Raw genomic sequence first — 21,813 nt, 5'->3', positions numbered from 1 at the left:
CAGGTCTTACATTTCAAAGTAAAAGGCGGTGCCCGGTGCACCGCCTTTTTGCTTTCTCAATTGCCGAAGATATTGTTCAACAGGTTGTTGATGGCCCTGTCCAAACCAGTCTGTTGCTTGCGGCGCTGTTGTTGCGGCTGCGCTGTCCGCACCGGCGGGTCAGGAGCCACCATCGGCAGCGGCGTTGGCGTCATACCTTCGGTCACACGAAGCATGGTTTCCTTCCAGATTTCCGCAGGCAGGCCACCACCGGTCACACCGGACAGCGGCGTGTTATCGTCATACCCCATCCAGACGCCCGTCACGTAGTCCGCTGTAAAGCCGATGAACCACGCATCCCGCGCCGCCTGTGTGGTGCCGGTCTTACCCGCCACCTGCCAACCCGGCAGCTTGGCACGCCCGCCGGTGCCTTCGGACACCACGCGCTCCATCATCCAAGTCAGCTGCTTGGCGGCCTTGTCGTTGATCACTCGCTCACCAATGCCCGAGCTTGTCACCATCATCGGCGTGTCGTCACCCAGCAATTTCAGTTCGGACAGGCCATAAGGCTCCACCGCAGAGCCACCGTTCAGGATGCCCGCATACGCCCCGGTCATTTCGATCAGCGTGCTCTCCGACGCGCCCAGCGCCAGTGCCGGACCTTCGGCCAGATTGCTTTCGATGCCAAATTCGCTAGCCACGGTGCGCACATTCTCAAGCCCAGCTACCTCGGCTACTTTCACGGCCGGGATGTTCAGCGAGTTCTTCAGCGCATCCGCCAGCGTTACCCGGCCATAGAACTTGTTGGTATAGTTCTTGGGACACCACTGACCCGATCCGGGAATGTTGACGCAATAGGGTTCATCCACGACCGTATCCAGCGGCGAATACCCGAGCTCTAGCGCGGTGGCATAGACAAACGGCTTGAAGGACGATCCGGTTTGCCGCAACGCCTGCGTGGCCCGGTTGAAAGCACCCGACACACGCGTCTTGCGCCCGCCCACCATAGCGCGCACGGCCCCATCCGCCGACATCACCACAATCGCCGCCTGTGCCTTGGAGCCTTCGCGCACCTTTTCCTGGAAGATGTATTTCAGCGCCTCTTCCGCAGATTTCTGCAGGCGTTGGTCCAATGTGGTGCGGATCACCACATCGTCGGTGGTGTCGGTGCCGAAATAGCTGGGCAGCTCGGTGATCACCCAATCGGCGAAATAGCCGCCTGCACGCGCCGCAGCGGCCTCAGACAATTGCGCCGGATTGCTGCGGGCGCTGCTCGCCTGCGCAGTCGTCAGATAGCCCTGCGCCTCCATCAGCCCGATCACCAGCTGCGCCCGATCCTGCGAACGTTGCAGGTTGTTGGTGGGCGCGTAACGCGTAGGCGCCACCAGCAGACCGGCCAGCATCGCCGCCTGCGCCGGGCTCACCTCGGCGGCAGAGATGCCAAAGTAACGCTGACTTGCAGCCTCGAACCCACGAGCACCAGCGCCCAAAAAGGCGCGGTTCAGGTAGATGGTCAGGATTTCATCCTTGGAATATTTGACCTCCATCGCCATCGCATAGACCGCTTCCTTGGCCTTTCGCCACAGAGACCCCTGACGGCAATCGGATTCGTAGGCCTTTTCAGATTCCCACTCGCTGGGCACATACGGCACACCCAGACACAGCAACTTGGCGGTTTGTTGCGTAATGGTCGATCCGCCATGGCCGGACAACGGGCCGCGCCCTTCGCTGAGGTTGATTCGAACAGCACTGGCGACGCCCCGGGGGCTGACACCGAAATGGCGATAGAATCGCTTGTCCTCGGTCGCAATCACGGCGTTCTTCAGATGCGGTGAGACAGTGTCGGCGGTGATCACCCCGCCGAACTGGTCCCCGCGCCAAGCAAAGACCTTGCCATCGCGATCCAGCAACGTGACCGAGCCCCTCGCCCGGCCATCCAGCAACGCATCCACATCGGGCAGTGAGGTGTAGACAACGCCCACCGCCAGTGCCAGCAGCAACGCGGCCACCGCGCCCACGCGCCACGTAACCCCCCAGATCAACCGCCAAATCCAGCGGAACAGCCGACGGAAAAACCCGCCGCCACCGCCACCAGATTTCTTGCGCGTCTTCTTCCGGGCGGTCTTGCGGGTTGTCGTTTTGCGCGCGGTCGCCTTTTTTCCGGCCGGCTTCGCAGCCCGCTTGGTCGCCGTGGGCTTGCGCCCTTTCGACGGGTATCTTTTATCCGCGACAAGCGGAGCCTTTCGGCGCCTGGACTCAGTCATGCTCAAACTCTGCCCGGTTATCATTTTGAGGCACCATACCCTGACAGACCGGTGAAGTAGAGGTCTGAATTTCCGGTAACGACCCTCCTCAAACTGCCTATTTTTTAGTCAAACATCGCAACTTGTGCAAAAATTGTGCACCTTGCCACTATTTTCCCCAGCGTTTCATCACTCAAACCGTTCCTTACACGGCACAGGCGCGCTTTTTTCTGCAGGTGCAAACAAGCCGGGCAGACCGGGGAAGCAGAGGGGAAGAACGTGAAACTGATCATTGCGACAATCAAGCCGTTCAAGCTCGAGGAGGTGCGCGAAGCACTGACCGAGGCAGGCGTGCGCGGCATGATGGTGACCGAAATCAAGGGCTTCGGCTCGCAATCCGGTCACACGGAAATCTATCGCGGCGCAGAATACGCCGTGAACTTCGTACCAAAGATCAAGCTCGAGATCGTGGTCCCTGCCACGATGGCCGACCAGATCGTCGAAACCATCACCAACACCGCCAAGACCGGCAAGATCGGTGACGGCAAGATTTTTGTCCTCGATGTCGAGCAGGCCCTGCGCGTGCGGACCGGGGAAACGAACGAAGAGGCGCTGTAAGGCGCCCGCACTCACAAACATTCGAGGACTGACAATGAACCTGATGAAATCTCTCATCCCTGCCGCCGCGATTGTCGCGCTGCCGCAGATGGGTCTTGCGCAAGAGGCCGCCGGTGGCGAGACCGCGCAACACACGCAATTTATCCTGACCTCGCTGCTGTTTCTGGTCGGTGGCTTTCTAGTTTTCTGGATGGCTGCTGGCTTTGCCATGCTCGAGGCTGGTCTGGTGCGTTCGAAGAACGTCGCCATGCAGCTGGTCAAGAACATGGGCCTGTTTTCGTTCGCCGCCATCATGTACTGGCTGGTCGGCTACGGCCTGATGTATCCCGGCGACGGCTGGATGATCCCTGGCGTACTGGGCGCAATCTCGCCGGCATCGCTTGAGGCCGTCGGCCTGGACGGCGTGAACCCGGACCTGTCCTATGCCACCGTCGGCTCGGACTTCTTCTTTCAGCTGATGTTCTGCGCCACCACCGCATCGATCGTGTCGGGCACCGTGGCCGAGCGGATCAAGCTGTGGCCCTTCTTTGCCTTCGTGATCGTCCTGACTGGCGTCATCTATCCGATCGAAGCGTCCTGGCAGTGGGGCGGCGGCTGGCTGTCTGAGATGGGCTTCAGCGACTTCGCAGGCTCGACCCTGGTGCACGCCGCAGGTGGTTTCGCAGCGCTGGCAGGTGCCATCGTGCTGGGCCCGCGTATCGGCAAGTACAACAAAGACGGCAAAGTGGTTCCGATCCCCGGTTCGAACCTGGCGCTGGCCACTCTGGGTACCTTCATCCTGTGGCTGGGCTGGTTCGGCTTCAACGGCGGTTCGCAGCTGGCCATGGGCACCATCGGTGACATCGCAGACATCAGCCGCATCTTCGCCAACACCAACATGGCTGCTGCTGCCGGCGCCGTCGCCTGTTTGATCCTGACACAGGTGATGTACGGCAAGGTCGACCTGACCATGGTGCTGAACGGCGCGCTGGCCGGTCTGGTGTCGATCACCGCCGAACCGCTGGCCCCGTCGCTGTTTCAGGCGTTGATCATCGGTGCAGTTGGTGGCGTGATCGTGGTCTTCACCGTCCCGATGCTGGACAAGATGAAGATCGACGACGTTGTCGGTGCCATCCCGGTTCACCTGATCGCGGGCTTCTGGGGTACCTTCATCGTGGCGTGGACCAACGGTGACGCGAACTTTGTAACCCAGATCATCGGTTTCGCTGCCATCGGTATCTTCGTCTTCGTGGTCAGCTTCATCCTCTTCTCGATCCTCAAGGCAACTGTTGGCCTGCGGGTTGGCGAGGAAGAAGAGATCAACGGCCTAGATATGGGCGAACTGGGTATGGAAGCTTACCCCGAATTCTCCAAAGGCTAAGAAACTGAGTTAATCATTCGAAGGCCGGGCGTTCGCGCCCGGCTTTTTTTGTTGCTGTCACAAGATCGCGGTTTGGTCTTCCAGCAGCTTTCCCCAAGTATAGATTTCAAAGCTGCGATAGGCGGGCATGAAAAACGGGTCTTTTTCGATCAAGGCAATCACAACCGCTTTGCTATCTGCTTCAACGACCCAAAGGGCCCCGCAGAAATCTTCGTCAGCATCCGGCTTTAGTCCTCCCCCGATCAACAGTTCGGGATGAGCCTTGGCAAATGCGACATGTGCATCGCGCAAATCGCGCCGCGCCCGAATTTGAAGCATGTCCTCAGTATCCCGGAAAATGACAACCCAGCGCATTTTCCTCCTCAAAAAAGCGTTCTCGTGATGCTACGAAAGGCTTCTGTCACACTATAGGGCCAGTCCGAGCCTACCCGGCTGCCCAGAAAGAAAAAGCCGCGCTGGTCTGCGCGGCTTTTGTCATTTTAGGCAAGGTAGTTCAGACTCCGACGTCAATAATCGCCTTGGCCAGGATCGGTACGGTCGTCGCATTCAGGCCGGCGATGTTCAGGCGGCTGTCACCGACCATGTAGATGCCATGGTCGTTGCGCAGCTTCTCGACCAGTTCGGGTGCCGCGCCCAGACGCGAGAACATTCCGCGGTGCTGTGCCACAAAGCCAAAGCGGTCCGAGCCGCTCAGGCGCTGCAACTCGTCGGCCAGTTGCCGACGCAGCCCCAGCATCGACAGGCGGATCTCTTCCAGCTCAGCTTGCCAGTCGGCGCGCAGTGCATCGTCATTCAGGATCGTGGTCACGACGCGCGCGCCATGGTCCGGCGGAAAGGAATAGTTCTGGCGGTTCAGGAAGGCCAGCGTCGATTGGTTCAGTGCGGTCTGTGCAGCATCATCGCTGATCGCCATCAGCAGGCCGGTACGCTCACGATACACACCGAAGTTCTTCGAGCACGATGCCGCGATCAGGCAGCGCTTGACCGACGAGGCCACCAGACGGGTCGCCTGTGCGTCTTCTTCCAGACCGTCGCCAAAGCCCTGATAGGCAATGTCGATCATCGCCACGAGGCCCAGCTCGTTGATGATGTTCACAACCTCTTGCCACTGCACCAAGTTCAGGTTGGCACCGGTGGGGTTGTGGCAACAGCCGTGCAGCAGCACCACGTCGCCCGCTTTGGCGGTTTTCAGGTCCGCGACCATGCCGTCGAAATCGACGCCTCGGGTCTCACCATCGAAGTAACGGTACTGAACCGTCTCCATCCCCAGATAGTTCAGGATCGACAGGTGGTTTGGCCAAGTCGGGTTCGACACGAAGACGCGTGCCGACGGGTTGGCCATGCGGATCATCTCAAATGCTTGCCGGCACGCTCCGGTGCCGCCCGGGGTTGCCACAGCGGCGATGTTGCCGCGCGGCACTGCGTCGCCAAGGATCAGGCCAATCATTGCGTCGGCATAGGCGGGGTCACCGGCCAAACCAGTATAGGCTTTGGTTTGCTGCTCTTCCACAATGCGCTTTTCGGCGGCTTTAACCGCGCGCATCACCGGGGTCACGCCCTCGGCATTCTTGTAGACACCCACACCCAGGTCGATCTTTTGATCGCGCGGGTCTTCGCGGTACATCTGCATCAGCGCCAGAATTTTGTCGGCGGGCTGCGGTTTGAGGTTTTCGAACATCAGTTCTCTCCGGTTGCGACGGGCAGGGTCGGGAAAGCACCCCATTCAGCCCAGGAGCCGTCATAAAGCGAATGGTCTTTCTTGCCCAAGCGCTCGAGCGCCAGGCTGAGGATAGCAGCAGTCACGCCCGACCCACAGGAAGTGATCGCGGGCTTCGACAAATCCACACCTGCGGCCTCAAACACGGCGCGGCACTCATCGGGCGACTTCATTGTGCCGTTCTTGTTCAGCAGAGTACCAAAGGGCACGTTGCGCGAGCCCGGAATATGCCCCGAGCGCAGACCTTCGCGCGGCTCCGCCTCGGCTCCGGCAAACCGAGCGGCCGAGCGGGCGTCGATGATTTCATGATCTGCCAGCTTGGCGGCGGAAGAGACTTGCGTCACGTCACGTACCAGATGGTTCTGCACGCGCACCGTCATATGACGGTCGCGAATGACGGGGGGCAGATCCTCGATCTCACGGCCCTCGGCCTGCCATTTGGGGAAACCACCGTCCAGAACGGCCACGTTTTCCTGGCCCATAAGGCGAAACAGCCACCAAACCCGTGCTGCCGACATCAGACCGGCGCCGTCATAGACCACGACCTGATGGCCGTCGCCCACACCCATCGCCCGCAGGCGCGACATGAACTTTTCGACCGGGGGCGCCATATGTGGCAGGTCCGACCGGCGGTCAGAAATCTCATCAATGTCGAAGAACCGTGCGCCGGGAATATGCGCTTCGTCGTATTCCGCCTTGGCATCTCGCCCCTGCTGCGGCAAATACCACGACCCGTCCAGAATCCGCAGATCCGGGTCCTTGATATGGGCGGCAAGCCATTCGGTTGAAACGAGGGTTTTCGGATCGTCCTGCATCAAAGCCTCCCCTAGAGCGAGCTTGGTTTTTCCCTATACGTGCAGGGAATGGGGTTCAAGACTGGATGGGGTGTTGCCCACCTAACGCGTGCGTCTGAGCCGGAAAAACTGAAATATCCCGATCATGCTGATCAGAATCCAGAAGGATTCGATCAACATTGACGCAAGATTGAAGTTCTGGAGCAGTGAATAGACGATCAGGATCGATCCCGCCAGATTCAACACCGGGAACGCCAGATCGTCCGAATTCATCATCCGCATCTGAGTAGCGAAATACGCCCCAACCACGACCAGCGCACCGAATGAGCCGACGGCATCCGCCAGCGTCAGAGTATCAAGAAAAGCGGCCATGTCGTCCCTCGGGCTAATGGATTAAAAATCAGCCGATCGCGGCCAGCGCATCAAGCTGCGCGTAATGGTGCATGTTCAGAAACGCCGCGCCTTTATCACCGGCGCGGTAGCCATGCGGCAAGTCCGCCGCAAATCGCAGCCCCTGCCCGGCCTGCAACGGAACCCACTCACCATCGCGCAGAATCTCAAGCGATCCGTTCAGGACAAAGACCTCTTCGGTCACGCCAGTGGCATGTGCGGCAGATTCATGGCTCTGGTTCGGTGCAAGATCGACGTGGAAGGTCTCGGCGCGCAAGGCAGGATCAAAGGGAAAGACGATTTTGACTTCGATACTGCCGGGAAAGGTCACCGTTCGGAACACGTCCGGTGTGGCTGTATCACGCAACGCCGCCGAGCCGATCAACGCGCTAAGCGGCAGTTGGAAACCTTTGGCGATCTTCCACAGCGTCGCGATGGTCGGGCTGGATTCGCCACGCTCGATCTGGCCCAGCATGGCTTTGCTGACACCGGTCATCTCGGCCACCTTCGACAGGCTCAGTCCCGAAGCCGCCCGCACATCACGTAGTTTCAGCGTTATATCGTCTGGTGCCATATGACTCGTCTTTCGAATCCCCTTGTGCGTTATAGCGCACATGTGATACGTGCGCTATAACGCACATATCCCGCATATCGCAACCGGGGCAAAAGGGAAACAGCATCATGCCAATGTACCGATCCAGAACCTCCACCCATGGCCGCAACATGGCCGGCGCCCGTGGCCTGTGGCGCGCCACCGGCATGACCGAGAGCGACTTCGGCAAGCCCATCATCGCGATCGTCAACTCGTTCACGCAGTTCGTCCCCGGCCACGTCCATCTGAAGGATCTGGGCCAGATGGTCGCGCGCGAGGTTGAGGCCGCAGGCGGTGTTGCCAAGGAGTTCAACACCATAGCGGTAGATGACGGTATCGCCATGGGCCACGACGGGATGCTGTACTCGCTGCCCTCGCGCGAGGTGATCGCGGATTCGGTGGAATATATGGTCAACGCGCACTGCGCTGACGCGATGGTCTGTATCTCGAACTGTGACAAGATCACTCCAGGCATGCTGATGGCCGCGATGCGCCTGAACATCCCGGCGATCTTTGTCTCGGGTGGCCCGATGGAGGCCGGAAAAATCGACATCGCCGATCTGGAAGCGAAAAAGATCGACCTCGTCGATGCGATGGTTGCCGCCGCTGATGACAAGTTCACCGATGAGCAGGTTCAGCACATTGAAGAGAACGCCTGCCCCACCTGTGGATCGTGCTCGGGTATGTTCACGGCAAACTCGATGAACTGTCTGGCCGAGGCGCTGGGTCTGGCTCTGCCGGGCAACGGCTCGACCCTGGCTACCCACGCCGACCGCAAAGAGCTGTTCCTTGAGGCCGGTCGCCGTATCGTCGAGATCACCAAGCGCCACTATGACCTGAACGAAAAGGGCTTCCTGCCGCGCGAGATCGCCACGTTTGAGGCATTCGAGAACGCCATGAGCCTGGACATCGCCATGGGTGGCTCGACCAACACTGTCCTGCACCTGTTGGCAATCGCGCATGAGGGCGAGGTGCATTTCACCATGTCAGACATGGACCGCCTGAGCCGCAAGGTGCCCTGCCTGTGCAAGGTCGCGCCCAATACTGAGAATGTCCACATGGAGGACGTCCACCGCGCCGGTGGCATCTTCTCGATCCTCGGTGAACTTGGCCGCGCCGGACTATTGCACGAAGATTGCAGCACAGTTCATTCCGGCACCATGGGTGAGGCGATTGCCAACTGGGACATCAAGGTCGCCAACAACCCAAAAGCGCAGGAGTTGTTCAAGGCCGCGCCGGGCGGTGTTCGTACGACACAGGCGTTCAGCCAGTCAAACCGCTATAAGGAACTAGACACCGACCGCGAAGGTGGGGTGATCCGCAACAAAGAACACGCCTTTAGCCAGGATGGTGGTCTGGCGGTTCTGTTCGGCAACATCGCGCGCGACGGCTGTATCGTGAAAACCGCTGGCGTCGATCCGGCCAGCCTGACTTTCACCGGGACGGCCTATGTCTGCGAAAGCCAGGATCAGGCGGTAAACGACATCCTGACCGGCAAGGTCGAAGCGGGCGACGTCGTAGTGATCCGCTATGAAGGCCCGCGCGGCGGTCCGGGTATGCAGGAAATGCTCTACCCGACCTCGTACCTGAAATCCAAAGGCTTGGGCAAAGCCTGTGCGCTGCTGACCGACGGTCGTTTTTCGGGTGGCACCTCGGGCCTGTCGATCGGTCACGTCTCGCCAGAGGCCGCCGAGGGTGGTGAGATCGGGTTGGTGCGCCAGGGCGACAAGATCGAGATCGACATTCCCAACCGTACAATCCATCTGGCCGTGTCCGACGAGGAACTGGCAGCGCGCCGGGAAGAACAGGACGAAAAGGGCTGGGCGCCCGTCGAGCCGCGCAAGCGCAAGGTGTCCACAGCGCTCAAGGCCTATGCAAAACTAACCACCAGTGCCGCCAAAGGGGCCGTGCGTCAAGTGTGACGAGGTGGTTTTCAAAACACCAAAACTGCAATAGCTTCAAAGGCCTCGCTAACACGAATAGCGGGGTCTTTTTCTCTTTATTTCAATGATATCGACAACTTGATCGGTGAGAATAATGACATTCTGGCGTCCGCATCACGATATCCGTGTCAAAGCCATCGGTTTGCATTGGCGTGGCGGTAGACTCCTCGCTGCTGAAGTTCCTGACGACACCGGCCGCATCAAGGGCGTGCGTCCGCTGGGCGGATCAGTCGAATTCGGCGAAACATGGCACGACGCACTGAAGCGTGAGTTCAGGGAAGAGCTTGATGTGACAGTTGATATCAGTGGCCAACCGTTTGTGATAGAAAACATTTATCAGCACGAAGGCCACCAAGGTCATGAGATCATCTTTGTGGCAGAGGTGACAAGCGCCGAGCTATTGGCCCTTCCTGACGGTCCAATCTTATTCGCCGAGGATAATGGGATGCGGTGCACAGCACGATGGTTCGATCCCAAAACGCTGGATACTGGCGGCCCGGAACTCTATCCAACCGGCCTAAAAAATCGCCTGATCAACCATTAACCGTAAATTCAGTCACCTAGTTTGGCGTGAACCTCATCCAGATCAATTTCGCCAATCGGCATCTTGTTCGCCGGGTTTTCGAAATCGTATTTGAACAGGTCGAAATCCTGTTTGTAGATTTCATAAACCAGATGCATCGACAGATCGTCAAAGTAGTCTTCGACCGGATGTGCACGCTTGGGGCCATGGCCTTCGGATTCATTGAAGCGGGGGATGTCTGAAAGGTTCACCGCGTGCGGCGTATCCAGATTGTCCAGAACGCCCTGCATCCCGTCATTGAACTTCTCAGTCCAGAAAATTCGGTCATACCGCCCACCATTTGCGATGAAGGTCGCGACATGCCCGGACATCGCCGACCAATGAATGTCGGGATCCATCGGTCTGCGCCAACGGATTGTATCCCGCGCAAACAGCAAGAAGCGGCGGAAGCTGGCGACCTGATCGAACTCACCCTTGCCGTCATCACCGCCCACTTCGATCCCGTAATTGTAAATCAGCGTCGGCACCAGATTTCCGCGATAGCGTTTACCGTTCCGCTGAATGCCGCAGATCTTGTCGAAGAACGAGCTTAGAATCCGCGTGTAGGGATTGCGCACGCAGGTAAAAGAATAGGAGGCATGGTTTCGGATATTTCCCGAGATGCGATCCTGGCTATGGTCGAATGCCCATTTGTGCATTCCGTCTTTTGCGTCATGGATATCGCCATCAAAAAACCGGCCATGATCTGAGAAATACATGATCTGTCCGATGGTTGAGCACGCGCATTTCGGCACGACACGGTAAACCATGCTTTCACTTTCGGTCATCCATGTACCGGGAAAACCCATATGCTGCGCCTCCTTAACAGGTCAAAACTCTATACACACGCCTGCTTTTGTAGCCAAAAAACCAAAAATATTCTGTTTATTCAATCGCTCTTCCTCAGTATCACGGGTCAAACAGGCTAAAACGGACACCACTGATACGATATGGCGCGGATTGCCTATATTCTTTTGTGCCACAAAGACCCCGAAGCGATCATCGCTCAAGCCGAGCAACTGACCGCCGCCGGGGATTGCATGGCCATTCACTTCGACGCGCGGGCCAGCGCTGCGGCATATGATCGTATCCGCACCGCCCTTGGGGACAATCCGAACGTGGCGTTCGCCGCGAAACGCATCAAGTGCGGCTGGGGCGAATGGTCTTTGGTACAGGCAACGCTGAATGCCTTGCAGGCCGCTGTGGATGCTTTTCCCCGCGCGACGCATTTCTACATGCTGTCCGGCGATTGCATGGCGATCAAGACGGCCGAATACACCCACTGGTTTCTGGACGAGAACGACAAGGATTTTGTCGAAAGCCACGATTTCTTTGCCAGCAATTGGATCAAAACCGGGATGAAGGACGATCGGCTGATCTATCGCCACTTCTTCAACGAACGCACCCAGAGCAAACGCTTCTACACCTCATACGACTTGCAGAAACGCTTTGGGCTGACCCGCGACATCCCGGCGGATATTCAAGTCATGATCGGCAGTCAGTGGTGGTGCCTGCGCCGCCGCACAGTCGAGATGATCCTCGACTTTCTGCAAAAGCGCCCAGATGTGAGGCGCTTTTTCTCGACCACCTGGATTCCGGATGAGACCTTTTTTCAGACCCTCGTCCGCCACCTGATCCCGAAAGAAGAGATCGAGAACCGCACGCCGACTTTCCTGATGTTTTCGGATTACGGAATGCCGGTGACTTTCTACAACGACCATTATGACATGCTGTTGGGGCAGGATTACTTGTTCGCGCGCAAGATCAGCCCCGAAGCACATGAGCTGAAAGAGAGGCTGGGCGCGCTCTATGCCAGCGAAGGGGTCGAATTCAAAATCTCGGATGAGGGCCGCAATCTGTATGGTTTTTTGACCGGGCGCGGGCGGGTTGGCCGCCGGTTTGGGCAACGCTTTTGGGAGGCAGGCAACACGCTGGGCCCAGAGCGCGAAATTTTTCTGATCGCCTGCAAGAAATGGCACGTGGCCAAGCGGCTGGTGGATCAGATTATATCCGAGACAGATATTCCCTGCGTAGAATACCTGTTCAACGAAGAAGAAACCCCCCTGCCCGATCTGGGCGGAATCGAGACCACTCTGCTCAAACGTTCCCGCCACCGACGCGCCGTGGTGCGAATGCTGTTCGACCATTTCGGTACCGACAAGCTGGTGATCTGCGTCGACCCAGGCAATCTGGACATCATTCAGGATTTCTGCGCCGATCAGGCCAAGACCCATGTTCTTGAGATCGAGTGCGAATACTCCGACGACTATCTGATCGGCCACGCTCGTCGGGTTGGTTTGGCCGGTGAGAACAGCCCCACCGAAATCGTGGCGCGCCTTGTGCCGACGCTGCGCAATTCCATCAGCTACGAATCCGAACTGATCCGCGGGGCGGGGTTTGATGGGTATTTGCGGATCCGGGAAGCCAGCCCACGGGCCGAGAATGAGGCCGCCGTGGCGGAATTTCTGGGTGTTTCAGAAGACAAGGCACAAGCCGTGATGCGGCTTGACTATCTGTTTGCGGATTGACCCGGCGACTATGTTGCCGCCGGGTCCTTTGATCAGATGTCGAACTTGACGCCTTGCGCCAGCGGCAACTCGGCCGAGTAGTTCACGGTGTTAGTCTGACGCCGCATATAGGCTTTCCACGCGTCCGAGCCGCTTTCGCGCCCGCCGCCGGTTTCCTTTTCGCCGCCAAAGGCGCCACCAATCTCGGCCCCCGAAGGCCCGATATTGACGTTGGCAATACCGCAATCGGACCCGGCCGCCGTCAGGAACTGCTCGGCCTCGCGCATGTTCAGGGTGAATACGCAGGACGACAGGCCCTGCGGCACATCATTCTGAATTTCGATCGCGTCGCCGAAATCCTCGTACTCCATGACGTAAAGGATCGGGGCAAAAGTCTCGGTTTTCACCGTCGCGGTCTGGCTGGGCATCTCGACGATGGCAGGCTGCATGTAAACACCTGCAGGAACGTTTTCGGTCACTCGGTCGCCGCCAAATACGGTGCCGCCTTCCGCCTTTGCGGCTTCCAACGCGGCGGTCATGGCTGCGCCCGAGGCCTCGTCCACCAGCGGGCCGATCAACGTGCCCTCGACCAGTGGGTTGCCGATGGGCAGACCGGCATAGGCTTTTTTCAGGCGGCTCACCAGTTCCGCGCGGATCGACTTGTGCACGATCAAGCGGCGCAGCGTGGTGCAGCGTTGACCGGCGGTGCCCACGGCCGAGAACACAATCGCCCGTACCGCCATTTCAAGATCGGCCGAGGGGCCAACGATCATCGCGTTGTTACCGCCCAGCTCAAGAATGCACTTTCCGAAGCGCTGTGCCACGATGGGAGCAACAGCGCGGCCCATGCGTGTCGAGCCCGTGGCCGAGATCACCGGCACATCCTCGCTGGCCACCAGCGCCTCGCCCAGCGCGGCACCGCCGATCAGGGTTTGCAGCAGGTGGTCAGGCGCATCACCAAACCGGGCCAGTGCGCGCTCGAAAATCTTCTGACAGGCCATCGCGGTCAGCGGTGTTTTCTCGGACGGTTTCCAGATCACTGTGTCGCCACAGACCAGCGCCAATGCCGCGTTCCATGACCAGACGGCGACGGGGAAGTTGAAGGCTGAAATCACGCCAACCGGACCGGCAGGGTGCCAGGTCTCCATCATCCGGTGACCGGGACGCTCGGACGCAATGGTCAGACCGTAGAGCTGCCGCGACAGGCCAACGGCAAAGTCGCAGATATCGATCATCTCCTGCACTTCGCCCAGGCCTTCGGACGTAATTTTGCCCGCCTCCCAGCTGACCAGAGCGCCTAGATCGTCCTTGGTGGCGCGCAGTTCCTCACCCAGCAGGCGGATCAACTCGCCCCGGCGCGGGGCCGGAACTGTGCGCCACGCTTTGAATGCCGCCTCCGATCGGGTAAAGATCGCACCCATCTCGGCGGCGGGTGTTTCATGCACCTCGGCCAGCAGGCTGCCGTCGATAGGCGACCGTACGGCCAAAGTGCCGCCGGTCAGCTCTGCCCCGGTCAGATCCAGATTTGCGAGAGTGGTTTGGGCTGTCATCATGATGTCTTTCATATCTCAGGCCGCCTTGTTTTGTTGGGTTACGTCACCGGCGCGGTAGAGCCGGCCAAATTCGGTGTTGAGGAAATCGGACAGGTTCACCTGCTCCTGCCGGACAAAGCCCGTGCCGGGCAGCGACCCCGCCCGCATCAGATCGACCACGCCCAGAACGCCTGCGGCGGTGGTGACCTGAATGGCGCTCCAGACCTGACCGTTGATGGTGCGGGCAAAGCTCTTGTTGATCAGGGATTTCTCGCGCAGGGCGCCGTCGATCATGCCTTTGGCCGTACAATAGACCAGCACCACGTCCTGATCGGTGCGCGGCAGCGCGGTTTCAAAGATGTCCTTTAGCAGATCGCGGCGGTGTTCCAGCCCCAGATCCTTAAGCAGCAGCTTCAGGATATCGCAATGACCAGGATAGCGGATCGAGCGGTAGGACACCGCCCGCGCCTTGCCCTCAAGCGTTTCTGGCAAGGTGCCCAGCCCGCCGGACGTGTTGAAGCATTCGTATTCCACCCCGTCATGGCCAAGCACTTCATAGTCTTCCAGCGGCGCGGTTTTCACACGCTCGCCGTTCACGATGGCGTCGCAGGGGTTGCAATACTCGTTGATCAGCCCGTCGGTGGACCATGTCAGATTGTATTTCAACGCATTCGTCGGATAAAGCGGAAGAGCTCCAACCCGCATATGCAGGCTGTCCAGCTCATCAAACTCAGACGCCAGCGCAGCCCCGGCGATACCGACAAAACCCGGTGCCAAGCCGCATTGCGGCATGAAGGCGGTTTTGCTGTCCTCGGCAAGCTCACGCACCGCATTGGTGGCGGCGACGTCTTCGGTCAGGTCGAAATAATGCGCGCCAGCCGTTTTGGCGGCTTTAGCGATCTTCGGTGTCAAAAAGAACGGAGCCGCCGAGATCACGGCATCGAATCCGGACAGCCCATGCGCCAGTTGCGCCTCATCCCCTACATCGATCTGCCGGGTGGCAATCCCCTGCTTGTTTAGCACCGACAATGCGGCCAGATCACGGTCGGCTACAGTGACCGAGTAGTTGGGTGATGCTTGCAGCAGGCTGGCGATCATCTGGCCGATCTTGCCTGCTCCTATGACACAAATGTTCCAGCTCAAAACGCGCCTCCTCTTTCGTTTATTGAAAGTATGAGGCGCGAGCTGTTCGATCCGCAGAGGGCATCTTGACGAAAACGCCGAAAGTTACGTCACTTTGACGACGCTTTCGTCGTTTTGCATTAGGCGATCTGCTCCATGCGGGATGCGACCGCCTCGGCCGGTGGCGCGGCGCTGGCAATGTTCATCTCAACCAACGCCTGTTTTGCGGCGGCAACCACAGCGCGCATCACGTCCGCATCCATGCGACCTATGCAACCAACGCGGAAGCTTTCAACCTCGGTCAGTTTGCCGGGATAGATGATAAAGCCCTGATCTTTCATCAGATCGTAGAACCGGCCGAAATCGAAATTCGGGTCTGCGGGGCAGAAAAAGGTGACGATGATCGGCGACAGCCATTCATCCGACAGCAAGGTTTCGAATCCCAGATCGCGCATCCCCGACACCATGACATCGCGGTTGCGTTTATAGCGGGCTCCGCGCCCGGCCACACCACCTTCGGCGGCATGTTCGGTCAGCGCTTGCAGGAAGGCCGCAACCACATGGGTCGGCGGGGTAAAGCGCCACTGGCCGGTTTTCTCCATCGCCTCCCACTGCGCGTGCAGGTCCAGGCTGAGCGAGGGGCAATTGCCTTTCGCCTCGGCCAGAGCCGACTTGCGGGCCAGGACAAAGCCAAAGCCCGGCACGCCTTCGATGCACTTGTTGGCCGAAGAGACCAGCGCCTCGAAGGTGTACTCACTAGGTTGCAGCGGGATCGCCCCAAAGGCCGACATGCTGTCGATCAACAGCTTGCGGCCTGCCGCGGCCGTGGCCTCGGAAATTTCATGCAACGGGTTCAGGATGCCCGAGCTTGTTTCGCAATGGATCGCAACCACATGGGTGATCGCCGGATCGTCGGCCAGAATCTGCGTCACATCTACACCGCGAGGCGGCAGGTAGTCACCCTTGTCTAGCACCACGTGGGCGCGACCGGTATAGGCCAGCGTCTGTGCTGCGCGTTTGCCATAGGCGCCATTGGCCAGAACCAATGCTTTTCCGTCGGACGGAATCATCGAGGTCAGCATTGCCTCGACCGCGAAGGTGCCCGATCCCTGCATGGGTACACAGTCATAGCCTTCTTTGCCATCGCCCAGCAGGTCCAGCAGTCGGGCGCGCAATTCGGCCGTCATGGCGCGAAAGTCACCGTCCCAGCTGCCCCAGTCGCGCAGCATCGTCTGTTTCACGGAATACGAAGTCGTCAGCGGCCCCGGCGTCAGCAGGTAGGGTTCTCCGAGTTCGGGGCGGGGAAAGGAAGACATGTCAGAAGGCCTTGTTAACGGGTTGGGCGTGGCCAACAGCTATTTGCAGTCGCCCGTTTTTTCCAGACACTATAGCTTTTCTCTATGAACAGAGTGCTGTCAGAAATCTGACATCAAACCGTAGAAAAACGGTGAGGTTTGGCCTTTGTTAATTCGCGTAGTCAAATCAAGAACATCCGTGATTTTTGTGTCCAAATAAGCTACGGTGTGGCCAATTGGGCCATTTTGTTCGCGCTAATTCCCGCGATTGCACGGCCCGGCCAGCGCAGAATGCCCCATCGGGCCGGTCATGAAATTCCGTGTGACCACTGCGGCCTGACTTAGGCACAAGACCCAGCGTTGGTTCTTTTATGCGTTTCACGGCTAAGTTCAGGGGGGAACAGACGTGCCTAAAGACCCGATTGAAAACACCATTTCCTTCATTCCAACCGAACCCGAATGGGCCTTGATACAGGACATCCTGCCTGCGGATGACCCGTCAGCTATTCGGCCACATTTCGAGTGCTTCGAGGTGTCGGATGAAACGGTGTTACCCTCGCAAGGCATGTACGTAGTTCTTGGTGGAGAGGTGCAGCTGCGACAGGACGGAATGGTTCTGGCCACGGCCGACACAGGGGACTATTTCTACGAAGAGCATCTTGAGATTTTCGACATTCCCGTCAGCCTCGAAGCGCTGGCCACGCCCGGCACCAAGCTGGCTTACCTGTCCAGCAACCATTGGTTTGAAATTCCCACCAAGGTGCGCGAGGCCTGTTACGACACCCTGTTCGGCGATCTGGTCAGCGTGCATCTGCAAAACTTCCAGCAACCTATCAATTGTTGCAGCGTCACGGCGGCAGCACTGAGCATGTCGGCGCTGGGATTCAGCTGCGAGGTGAACGACATCTTTCGCGAATGCGGCCTACCGACTTCATTCGTCGTGAATGATGGCATCTCGCTGGGCGAACTGTATGACGTTGCATGTACCTTCATTCACTCGCAAGGCCTGCGCGAGAAAGTGCAGGTTCAGGCCTATTTCATGGATGAGGCCACGACCTCGGTCGAGTTGCTGCTGGAGGCAATCGACGAATCCAACAGACTGGGTGGCGACAACGACATTTTGGTGGCGAATTTCCAGGTAGGCGTTGCCCATGGCAAACCGAACATGCCGGGCGGGCATTTTGCCATCATCGCCAAGTGTAACCCCAGCACCGGGCTGGTGCACATGATGGACGTACATCCCGAAAAATACGGCAAACTGTGGGTCACCACGATAGATCGCATCTGGGCGGGGATGTCGGACCGCGACGGAACCTCGATGCGGTCGCGGGGCATTCTGCGGTTCTCGGCGCGCGAGGCGGTGAAGACAAACCTGCAGACGTTGCAGCAGGACTGCAACTATGTCGACAGCACGCAATATCTGGCCAAAGACCCTAAGAAACGGCGCAACCTGTTCCGGCGGGCCAGCCCGAACATGAACTCGTTGGGTGTGCTGGCTGAGAGCCTTGCGATCCTGGGCGATGCGCAGGTCGATGAAGACAAGCTGCTGATCGCCACGCAAACCAATTTCACCGACGCGCTCAGTCGGGTCTCCACCGCCCGGGAAATGCACACGCTGGCGAAACGCTATCTCAGCCAGTCGCCGGACGTGCATCTGGGCAGCACCTTCCACGGCTATGCCACGCGCAGAGGGCAAGACGACAAGTCACCCGAGGATTGGTTCCGTGACAAGCTGCACAGCCTGAACGAAGATCAGGACCGGCATCTGATGATCAATATCGACTTCAACCGCGTGCTGGGGTTCGAGGTCATCCGCCCGCCCGAGAACGTGTATCGCGAAACCGCACTGCTGGAGGAGTTCTGGTGCCTTTGCATCGCGTATGACGAAGAAAGCGATCTGGTAACGGTGGTGGACATGAGCCCCGCCACCTCGCAGGTCTGGCAAGCCCCGCGCGGGCACATCTTCCGCGGCCTGCGAGACCTCAAGAACCCGGCCATGCTGGTGATCGAGGAACACGAGCCGCCCGAAGACCCGACTGACGTCGCCCGCATCGTGGCGAACCACCCAATCGTCATGTTCTATGCGGACGAAGACCCGTGGTCCTACATGTTACGCAGTATTCTGGCCAATATCGGCATTACCAGCGTCAAGCTGATCGACATCGAAGGCCACGGGGCCAATGTGATGAAGATGCGGCGACAACTGAACGTTCTGACTGGCAAGGAAAAGGCGCCCTATCTGTTCTTTCAGGGCGAATGTCTGGGTCGGCGCACCGATATCGTCGACATGATCCTGAAAGGTCATCTGCAGGAACGTGTGCGCGAGGCCGGGCTGCCGGTTCTGCTGCGCCATGAATCCCCCAGCCTGGACAAGAACATATTTGGCTATCCCAAAGGCGGGCTGACCGATGCGCCTACAGAAAAGCGCAACGTGCTGCTGTGTGCATGCGGGTCCTCAGCGGCGGACAAAGTGCCGGAACTGGTGGAACGGATCACCGCGGCCGGTCACAACGTGAAACTGATCCCCTCAGTTTCGGCCGAGAAGTTCTTTCGTGATTTCGGCACCGAGCGGATCGAAAAATGCATCACCCACAATGACTATTATCGCGACGATGACGAATGGAATTTCCGCTATATCGAGTTCGGAATGCCTCTGCGCGCCTCGCATCTGGCGTTGTGCGACTGGGCGGATTGCGTGATCGTGGCACCGGTGACCTGCAACTCTATGGGCAAGATTGCCAACGGGATTGCCGACAACCTGCTGTCCTCGGTCTTTGTGGCATGGCAGTACCGGAATAAGCCCGCGATCCTCTGCCCGGCCTGCAACACCAACATGTGGAACAACGTCACCACCCAGCGAAACGTTGAAAAGCTGCGCGATCTGGGCATCGATTTGGTTGGTCCGCGCAAGGGCAGGCTTTCGAACGGCAGGATGGGGATCGGCATGATGGCGACCCCCGACCAGATCATGGAAGTGCTGGACGAAGCCTTCGAGGAACTGGCCGATCAAGAGCACAACATCTGCAAATGGGCGCAAGAGGCCGCCGCCTCGGACGATTTCGCGCAATGGGGCCGGGTGTTCCAGGCCATCGAAGCTGGCATGGCCGGAATCGACATCGTCGACGACAGCAACGGTGACACGTTGCTGCACTACGCCGCTGGCGGCCAAGGTGAGTTGAACGATGAAGGGTTGGATCTGGGCAAGCCCGACCTTGAGGCCGCACAAGCCCTGATCGACCGGGGCATCAACGTAAACGCCACAAATGACCACGGCTTCACCAGCCTGCATGTGGCGGTGATGAACAACTCGGTCGAAATGGTGGAAATCCTGCTGGGGGCCGACGGGATCGACGCAAGTTCCTGCATTCATTTCCTGCAGAACCCCAACAACACCAAGGGCCACAAACTCGCGGAAGAAATCGTCGAGATGCTGGACGAATGGGCCAACACCCATACCCTGACCGAGTTTGAAGAAGAGGATGAAAGCAATCTGATCGAGGATCGCGAAAAGACTTACCTCTACTTCACCTATGGGTCGCTCAAGAAAGGCTTCCCGAACCACGATGCCCATATCGAGGTGCTGGATGACTTTGTCGGCGAGGCCATAACCCGGCAACGGATGCCCCTGATCGTCCCGCACGAGCCGCATTGCGACAATCCCAATTGCGGGTTCCTTCATCGTATGGCCACGCTGGTCGATCAGAAAGGCCGAGGCAAAGCGGTGAAAGGCGAGGTCTATCGCGTCTCGTCCTCCGGGATGAAGGAACTGGACAAGCTGGAAGGTTATCACGGCCCCAACGAGCCTGATAACGTCTATGTCCGCAAACGGATTAACGTGTTGATAGATGGCGTGAAAAAGCCCGCCTATACCTATGTGATCGCGCATCCGACCAAGTATCTGGACCAATGGGAACAGGGCACATCCGAGGTTATCGCTGAATACACGTTGGATATGGCTACAGGCACGCCCAAGCCGGGCTATCAACCACCCGCCTAGTTCTGAATTTCGACCACGGCCTCATCCTCGGGCCCAGCCTTTAGGCTGAGGTTGTAGACCGTGATCCCCACCATGCAAAGCAGGACAAAGGGCCAGAATGCGGCCTTGGGATACAGGTTGTCCTTATAGTGGATGAACCGCAGCGAGGGCACTGCCTCGGATGCGAACAGGTAGGTGTTGATCGAGACCGCCAGCAATAGGAAATACATTAGGAAAAAGAACGATTCCATGTAGATCACCGGTGATCCGGCAAAACCTTCGCGCAGTTGAACATGGGCCAAAAGGATCACGAAGAACAAGACCGAACAGGTGCCGATCACGCTTGAGGTGCTGAAATCGTGGCGATCCACCAGATTGGGGCGGCGGGTGACAGTCATCACCGCGCCGAACAGAAGCATCGTCACCACGATTAACGGGATCATGTGAACGATGAACGCATTCCCAAAATTCCGCTTGATGACAAAGTTGTAGTGCAGTTCCGGAAGGTTGGTTTGGAACTCGTTCTCTCCGATGCCCAGCGTGGTATCCAGATCGGACTGACGATAGTCAAAATAGGTGTTCTCTCGCTCCCATGTGCCCATGACGATGCGGGGATCGATGCCAAAGATATCCTCTGGCCCAGTGGCCGGATAGGCCGAAAAGTCTGGTATTAGAGCCACATCTACATCAAACTCGCCGGGCCAGAACCGAACCCAGACGGTTTTGTGGTCGAAGGGGTAACTGGTGTAATCAAAGCTCTGCCGCAAGGTCTGTTCGAAATACCAGCCGATCAGTTCCGACCCGCCCTGATCCATGCGATAGACCTCTTCGATCAGGCCATTCGCAGCATCGGTTGCTTCGGGCAGAATGAACCCAACCTCTCCCTCAGCGGGTTTGATCGCGTCATGGACGCCGTCTTCGTAGTGCTGCCAGATATAACCGCTGACATGCACGTCGCTAGCGCCATTAAAGCTGAACGACTTGATGAAGATGCCGGTTCTAACGCGGTACTCCGGTGCATTCCCCAGTTTTTGCAGATACTCATCGACCGAGGCCTGATCCGGCAGCTGCGTTGGGTCGCCTTCGAAATGGTTCAGTGCAACCAGAAGCCTGAAGAGCAGGATCGCCAGACCAAAGGTCAGGGCGCCGGAGATCCACCAAACCTTCTTTTCGACGCTCATTC

17 protein-coding genes are annotated in these 21,813 nt (G+C 58.4%); 6 read left to right on the top strand and 11 right to left on the bottom strand.

From position 1 onward, the window contains the following. Positions 1–56: 56 nt before the first annotated feature. Positions 57–2,243, bottom strand: coding sequence for a transglycosylase domain-containing protein (locus tag ACXAGD_RS17940; protein WP_475212276.1), 2,187 nt, complete (start codon positions 2,241–2,243; stop codon positions 57–59). A 258-nt stretch (positions 2,244–2,501) separates the two neighbouring features. Between ACXAGD_RS17940 and ACXAGD_RS17935 the strand changes: the two genes are divergently transcribed. Then, entirely contained in the window at positions 2,502–2,840 is a 339-nt protein-coding gene (locus tag ACXAGD_RS17935) for a P-II family nitrogen regulator (RefSeq protein ID WP_039525370.1), read from the top strand. 34 nt (positions 2,841–2,874) lie between these two features. Beyond that, complete coding sequence (locus tag ACXAGD_RS17930) at positions 2,875–4,200, top strand: ammonium transporter (RefSeq protein ID WP_475212273.1); 1,326 nt, start codon at positions 2,875–2,877, stop codon at positions 4,198–4,200. Between the two features lie 57 nt (positions 4,201–4,257). On the opposite strand, the gene ACXAGD_RS17925 is transcribed toward ACXAGD_RS17930, so the two are convergent. The 5 genes from ACXAGD_RS17925 to ACXAGD_RS17905 form a co-directional block, all read right to left on the bottom strand. Further along, positions 4,258–4,554, bottom strand: coding sequence for a YciI family protein (locus ACXAGD_RS17925; RefSeq protein WP_475212271.1), 297 nt, complete (start codon positions 4,552–4,554; stop codon positions 4,258–4,260). A gap of 139 nt (positions 4,555–4,693) precedes the next feature. After that, positions 4,694–5,878: an amino acid aminotransferase gene (locus ACXAGD_RS17920; RefSeq protein WP_475212268.1), complete on the bottom strand. Its 1,185-nt coding sequence runs from the start codon at positions 5,876–5,878 to the stop codon at positions 4,694–4,696. After that, the gene (gene sseA, locus ACXAGD_RS17915; protein WP_475212266.1) at positions 5,878–6,732 is read right to left on the bottom strand and encodes a 3-mercaptopyruvate sulfurtransferase; all 855 of its coding nucleotides are present in this window, start codon (positions 6,730–6,732) and stop codon (positions 5,878–5,880) included. The genes ACXAGD_RS17920 and sseA overlap by 1 nt, the downstream gene beginning before the upstream one ends. Positions 6,733–6,813: 81 nt before the next feature. Further along, the gene (locus ACXAGD_RS17910; RefSeq protein WP_475212264.1) at positions 6,814–7,083 is read right to left on the bottom strand and encodes a CBU_0592 family membrane protein; all 270 of its coding nucleotides are present in this window, start codon (positions 7,081–7,083) and stop codon (positions 6,814–6,816) included. A 28-nt stretch (positions 7,084–7,111) separates the two neighbouring features. After that, on the bottom strand, positions 7,112–7,675 hold the full coding sequence (locus ACXAGD_RS17905; RefSeq protein ID WP_475212262.1) for a helix-turn-helix domain-containing protein: 564 nt from the start codon (positions 7,673–7,675) through the stop codon (positions 7,112–7,114). A gap of 107 nt (positions 7,676–7,782) precedes the next feature. On the opposite strand from ACXAGD_RS17905, the gene ilvD reads away from it, so the two are divergent. Continuing rightward, the gene (ilvD, locus tag ACXAGD_RS17900) at positions 7,783–9,615 is read left to right on the top strand and encodes a dihydroxy-acid dehydratase (RefSeq protein ID WP_475212260.1); all 1,833 of its coding nucleotides are present in this window, start codon (positions 7,783–7,785) and stop codon (positions 9,613–9,615) included. Between the two features lie 115 nt (positions 9,616–9,730). Continuing rightward, on the top strand, positions 9,731–10,180 hold the full coding sequence (locus ACXAGD_RS17895; RefSeq protein ID WP_475212258.1) for an NUDIX hydrolase: 450 nt from the start codon (positions 9,731–9,733) through the stop codon (positions 10,178–10,180). An 8-nt stretch (positions 10,181–10,188) separates the two neighbouring features. Here ACXAGD_RS17895 and ACXAGD_RS17890 read toward each other — a convergent pair whose 3' ends face one another. Continuing rightward, a complete protein-coding gene (locus tag ACXAGD_RS17890) occupies positions 10,189–11,007 on the bottom strand; it encodes a sulfotransferase family protein (protein WP_475212256.1) in 819 nt (272 codons plus the stop codon). Between the two features lie 141 nt (positions 11,008–11,148). Here ACXAGD_RS17890 and ACXAGD_RS17885 point away from each other — a divergent pair, with 141 nt between their 5' ends. Then, complete coding sequence (locus ACXAGD_RS17885; RefSeq protein ID WP_475212254.1) at positions 11,149–12,726, top strand: DUF5928 domain-containing protein; 1,578 nt, start codon at positions 11,149–11,151, stop codon at positions 12,724–12,726. Positions 12,727–12,758: 32 nt separating this feature from the next. Here ACXAGD_RS17885 and amaB read toward each other — a convergent pair whose 3' ends face one another. The 3 genes from amaB to ACXAGD_RS17870 all read right to left on the bottom strand — a co-directional run bounded on the left by amaB (position 12,759) and on the right by ACXAGD_RS17870 (position 16,675). Then, positions 12,759–14,255 carry an L-piperidine-6-carboxylate dehydrogenase gene (gene amaB, locus ACXAGD_RS17880; protein WP_475212646.1) on the bottom strand — a complete coding sequence of 499 codons (1,497 nt, stop codon included), beginning with the start codon at positions 14,253–14,255 and terminating at the stop codon, positions 12,759–12,761. Between the two features lie 18 nt (positions 14,256–14,273). Further along, a complete protein-coding gene (locus tag ACXAGD_RS17875) occupies positions 14,274–15,380 on the bottom strand; it encodes a saccharopine dehydrogenase family protein (RefSeq protein WP_475212252.1) in 1,107 nt (368 codons plus the stop codon). Positions 15,381–15,499: 119 nt separating this feature from the next. Then, positions 15,500–16,675, bottom strand: coding sequence for a 2-aminoethylphosphonate--pyruvate transaminase (locus ACXAGD_RS17870; protein WP_475212249.1), 1,176 nt, complete (start codon positions 16,673–16,675; stop codon positions 15,500–15,502). Between the two features lie 385 nt (positions 16,676–17,060). Between ACXAGD_RS17870 and ACXAGD_RS17865 the strand changes: the two genes are divergently transcribed. After that, the gene (locus ACXAGD_RS17865) at positions 17,061–20,651 is read left to right on the top strand and encodes a flavoprotein (protein ID WP_475212247.1); all 3,591 of its coding nucleotides are present in this window, start codon (positions 17,061–17,063) and stop codon (positions 20,649–20,651) included. Here ACXAGD_RS17865 and ACXAGD_RS17860 read toward each other — a convergent pair. Beyond that, on the bottom strand, positions 20,648–21,811 hold the full coding sequence (locus tag ACXAGD_RS17860; RefSeq protein WP_475212245.1) for a hypothetical protein: 1,164 nt from the start codon (positions 21,809–21,811) through the stop codon (positions 20,648–20,650). The genes ACXAGD_RS17865 and ACXAGD_RS17860 overlap by 4 nt on opposite strands. Positions 21,812–21,813: the final 2 nt, after the last annotated feature.

This window comes from Ruegeria sp. ABF4_144, from assembly GCF_056160045.1.
Note: the sequence above shows the minus strand (reverse complement) of the source record. Positions and strands in the feature narration are given on the sequence as shown.